The 4,454-nt window shown below is 39.1% G+C and carries 5 protein-coding genes; all 5 read right to left on the bottom strand.

Annotated features, from left to right (window positions below; translation table 11 throughout):
* Positions 1 to 91: 91 nt before the first annotated feature.
* Complete coding sequence (locus tag F6K13_RS20090; RefSeq protein WP_124155384.1) at positions 92 to 679, bottom strand: class I SAM-dependent methyltransferase; 588 nt, start codon at positions 677 to 679, stop codon at positions 92 to 94.
* A 626-nt stretch (positions 680 to 1,305) separates the two neighbouring features.
* On the bottom strand, positions 1,306 to 2,241 hold the full coding sequence (locus tag F6K13_RS20085) for a phosphoribulokinase (protein WP_124147582.1): 936 nt from the start codon (positions 2,239 to 2,241) through the stop codon (positions 1,306 to 1,308).
* Between the two features lie 457 nt (positions 2,242 to 2,698).
* A complete protein-coding gene (trpA, locus tag F6K13_RS20080; protein WP_124147583.1) occupies positions 2,699 to 3,505 on the bottom strand; it encodes a tryptophan synthase subunit alpha in 807 nt (268 codons plus the stop codon).
* Positions 3,506 to 3,922: 417 nt separating this feature from the next.
* Positions 3,923 to 4,243, bottom strand: a complete 321-nt coding sequence (locus F6K13_RS20075) for a DUF3007 family protein (protein ID WP_124147584.1) — start codon at positions 4,241 to 4,243, stop codon at positions 3,923 to 3,925.
* Positions 4,243 to 4,452: an NAD(P)H-quinone oxidoreductase subunit L gene (gene ndhL, locus F6K13_RS20070; protein WP_287288158.1), complete on the bottom strand. Its 210-nt coding sequence runs from the start codon at positions 4,450 to 4,452 to the stop codon at positions 4,243 to 4,245. Before ndhL ends, F6K13_RS20075 begins: the two co-directional genes overlap by 1 nt.
* Positions 4,453 to 4,454: the final 2 nt, after the last annotated feature.

Genomic DNA, 4,454 nt, shown 5'->3' with positions numbered 1-4,454 from the left:
ATTTATAGTTCAAAATTTATTTATATTTACCATCCTATATAGTATGATAAATAGGCCATATTAAATGTCAAACCTTAATTAAACCATTACCTTAGTTTTTTTGCTCAATATAAATCATCCGAGTTCGGATAGGAATACCTGTAGTTGGAGAAGTCCAACCTAATATAAAATAATCTTCAATAGCATTTTCAATTACTATTTTTGAATGGTCGTAAACTGGCACAACAACGTTTTTAATAAATTCCTCAGTTGCCTCATCTAAGCTGATTATAATATTTTTACGAGCAATGCGATAAATATGCTTAATTGCTGTTGCAGCATCTTCAACAAAATACAATGAACCCAAACAAAAAACAAAATCATACGACTGAGAATCAATTTCAGCTAAAGCAGTTTCTATCGGTTTATGAATAGTTTTATAACCTCTTTTAGCTGCATATTCTAGCATCTTAGCTGAAATATCAATCCCTGTATATTCAAAATTTCCCTGCAATAATCCACTTAGAAGTCCAGTTCCACAACCTATATCTAAAACACTGCCTTGATGGTAATTGCGTTGTTGGAACATTTTAAGCGCTTCATTTACATACTGTACTTTAGACTTAGAGTCTTCGATCGCATCATCATAGTTATCAGCAAATTTATCATAAAATTCTTCGGCGGAAATTTTGTTCAGCATAATTTCTATTTCAAAATATAACTAGACTGACAAAAGTTTTAATTCTTAGACCACAATATAAACCTTCCATAGAACTTCTCCACAAGACTTGTATTTTTTACCGAAAAATTTTGGTCTAAACCCTCCTCTTTTAAGGAGATAAAAAGCTGTCGTTCGCGACAGCGGAACGGAGTTCTCTCTTCGGAGCTTCCTGTAAGGTGCAATGGGAAGGTCTCAGAGTCATATCCAATGGAGCAAGAGAAAAGAGAATTCCGTATTTTTGTAGCCTCCTTTTTGGGCTGCATAATCTAGCATATTAGCTGAAATATTAATCCCTATATATTCAAAATTTCCCTGCAATCATCCACTTATAAACCCTGTTCCACAACCTATATCTAAAATCCTGTCTTGATGATAATTGTGTCAATGGAATATTTTGAAAGCTTCATTCAAATGCTGTGCATTACACTTACCCTTAAACACAACATCATCATAATATTTGATAGCATAATTGTCATAAAATTATTCGGCGGAAATTTTGTTCAGCATAGTTTCTATTTCAATATTTACTGATACTTAATCTACCGATCCAACCAAACTTTAGTGATAAAAAATATGACAAGAATACGACAGTTAAAAACTAAATATTACTGATAAATATTAGTTGCCTTAATCATATGATAAGCAACAAGTAACTGAGTCAAAGCCAAAGGATAACTCTGAAGCAGTTCCCCAGTTGTACCAACTAACTTACCAAGATCTGGATCTCCTTTCGGCGAACAAAAATCCCTTAAGTAAGGGGTATCCTGACATAAAATCATCTCTAACTCATTTACCTGTTCCTTAGTCGCATGACTATCAATTTCCAAAACATCCACTGGTTTACCCATATCCCGGTCTAACCCCAAGCGCACTGCTGGCTGAAAACTAGGGCTACCTTGGCCAATAATCTCTAGAAAATCTGGGTGAGGAATAGTTGGCCTAAGCACCAAGCGTACATGAAGTTGAGAGCTATTTTCATCATTTGAAGGAGGATAAAAAGTAACAACGACATCTGCCCACTTGCGTTGGGGACGAATAAAAGCCTCCGAATCTGGTTCTCGTTTTTCCATCTCTTTGAGAACCTGTTCTTCACTATATCCCCTCTTCATAGTATCCCGTTTTACTTTCCACTTCGCCCTTAAATCCTCTGGTGGTGCAAGATACACCTTCACATCGTAACAATCTCTCGCCCCCCTAGTCGAATAACCCAATAGTCCTTCAACAATCACAAACTTGCTAGGCTTAATATATTCTGGCGGGTCAAATTTTCCCGTTGAGTGATTATAAATGGGCTTAAGAATTGCTTGTCCAGTACGCAGCAGAGTCAAATGTTGCTGCATTATGTCAAGATGGTTACAATCTGGGTGTAGGGCTGTAATACCTATTTCCGCCCTTTGTTTGCGGTCATAGCGATGGTAGTCATCTGTACAAATGACAGTCACATTTTCTGGCCCTAAGACTTGAGCAATTCCTCTAGTCAAAGTAGTTTTACCCGCAGCGCTATCACCGACAATTCCTAGAATGATTGGACGATAATTCATAATTTCACTTCTCCCTACTACCGGACAACGGCTTACATAAAACAACTGGAAATTTCTAATTATTTCTCAATTTTACGATCTATTTGACACTAGCGATCGCTCTACTGAAGTGATAGGAAAAAATCTTTATCTAGAAAATTTCTCAACAACTATCCGACCAATTTTTAGAAATACTAAATAACAGGGAATAGGGAACAGTTAATATTAACAAGTAACTAAAGCCATCCAAAACACAGAATCCCAAATACAAAATTCTCAAATCATACCTAGAATCAGCAATGCCAAAAATTCCAATTAAAATCTTTCTTAATTCTTCAGGCAATAAACAGACTTCTACTAAATACTTCTTCTAACAATAATATAGTAGTCTAAGGAAAGGTTAGGATAGATCGACAGCTTAAAACTCAAACAATGTAAGATTTTTCCTTCTTCCTTCTTTCTTCTTCCTTCTTCCATACTATAAACTAATAGCACCCTTCAAACTTCGACAAAACTGCCCGATCGCCTCCAAACCCTCATCCGGCGTTCCCTCAGCCAAACGCTTCACCACAGCACTACCCACAATAACCGCATCACTCCCCCAATTTTTGACTTGCACAGCGTGTTCCGGTTGAGAAATGCCAAAACCAACACCAATAGGTTTATCTGTCACCCCTCGCATTTCTACCAACAAATCTTCAACCCGGGTCTGTACTTGATTACGCATTCCCGTCACCCCAGTCACACTCACCAGATAAATAAACCCTTGAGACTGACGAGCGATCGCCTCTATTCTCTCTTTTGGGCTAGTAGGAGCCACCAACAAAGTCAACTCAACCCCAATATCCGCAGCAGGTTTCAACAAAATATCCGCCTCCTCCAACGGCAGATCCGGCACAACCAAACCCCTAGCACCAGCATCATAAACTTTTTTCAGGAAGCTCTCCACCCCTCGAGACAAAATCGGATTATAGTAAGTAAACAAAATAATTGGCGATCGCAACTTCTTGCTCGTCGTCTGCACCACCTCCAACACCGACTCCAAAGTAGTCCCCCGCCCCAAAGAGCGAGTAGCAGCAGCCTGAATTACTGGACCGTCAGCCAAAGGGTCAGAATAGGGCACACCCAACTCAATCAGATCGGCCCCGCTATTATCCAATACCTCCAAAGCTTTGGCCGTAGTTTCCAAATCTGGATCGCCTGCCGTAATAAAAGGAATAAAAGCACACTGGCGACCATTTTCCGAATTGCGTAGAGATTCAAAGCGATGAGAAACTGAAATCATTTTTAATTTTCAATATTGGATAAATAATTTGTCAAAATAATTGGGTCGCGCAACCCCGCCTTTTAAGGCCAAATATTTTTGGAGGTTTGCTCAAATCCCCTACTTCCCCTCCTGGGAGGGGGAGGGGCGAGGGGTGGGTTAACTTCTGACTTCGTTAATCTGTTGCGGGTTTAATACCCTACCGTCGGGGGTACTTCAAATTGCTTGGGGTTTTCAACAATTAATAATTAATAATTACCTCTCCTTGAAAAGAAGAGGATTGAAGCTTAAGGAAAATTTTTTCTTTTTTCCCTTTTAAAGGAGAAGCTTTAAACCTTAGTTATTTGGTAAGACACGAAATGGTCGGTCGTTGACTATCCATGAGCAATTTTTCCTTCTGCCTTCTGCCTTCTGCCTTCTGCCTTCTGCCTTCTTCAATTATTCCTGCTTATTCTGAGCTGCCCTTTCTTGCTCAACTTCTGCCTGCAACTGAGCCAACTCCTCTGGAGTCATTTCTTCCAGACGCTTTTGGATCACTGCTTCCTCATAATCCTTTAACTGTTGGTTATAGGTCATATTACTATTACTAACCCGAAACAAATAAGTTAGTAGCCAGGCAACCAAGCCACCGACCAATACAGCTTGTGTCCAGATACCAGCATCTACACCATTTACTCCTACTACCTGAAATATCAAGTAAAGGATACCACCAGCAGCAAAAATACCGACACTTATTCCAATAGCCTCAATTCGTCGCATTAACCTTCAATTTGTCGCCGTCTGGGGCGAAAGTTCAAAAATGGGGACAAAACTAACATACCAGGGAAGAAGAAGAACATCAAGAAATACATAAAGCCTCGTTCAAAGGAACTAACAACATACCAACGCATATTCAAGTAAGCATAGACTATAGCTGGCATTACCAAAAGGTATGTTCCTGCTAGGACTGCATAAATAATTAGAATTATCA

This window comes from Okeania sp. SIO2B9, from assembly GCF_010672505.1.
Lineage (GTDB): Bacteria > Cyanobacteriota > Cyanobacteriia > Cyanobacteriales > Microcoleaceae > Okeania > Okeania hirsuta.
This window is presented reverse-complemented; position numbering and strand designations above follow the sequence as displayed.

What these genes read in the sequence shown, in the direction of transcription:
- F6K13_RS20090 (WP_124155384.1), bottom strand. Translation starts at nt 679, where the DNA reads ATGCTGAACAAAATTTCCGCCGAAGAATTTTATGATAAATTTGCTGAT.
- F6K13_RS20085 (WP_124147582.1), bottom strand. Translation starts at nt 2,241, where the DNA reads ATGAATTATCGTCCAATCATTCTAGGAATTGTCGGTGATAGCGCTGCG.
- trpA (WP_124147583.1), bottom strand. Translation starts at nt 3,505, where the DNA reads ATGATTTCAGTTTCTCATCGCTTTGAATCTCTACGCAATTCGGAAAAT.
- F6K13_RS20075 (WP_124147584.1), bottom strand. Translation starts at nt 4,243, where the DNA reads ATGCGACGAATTGAGGCTATTGGAATAAGTGTCGGTATTTTTGCTGCT.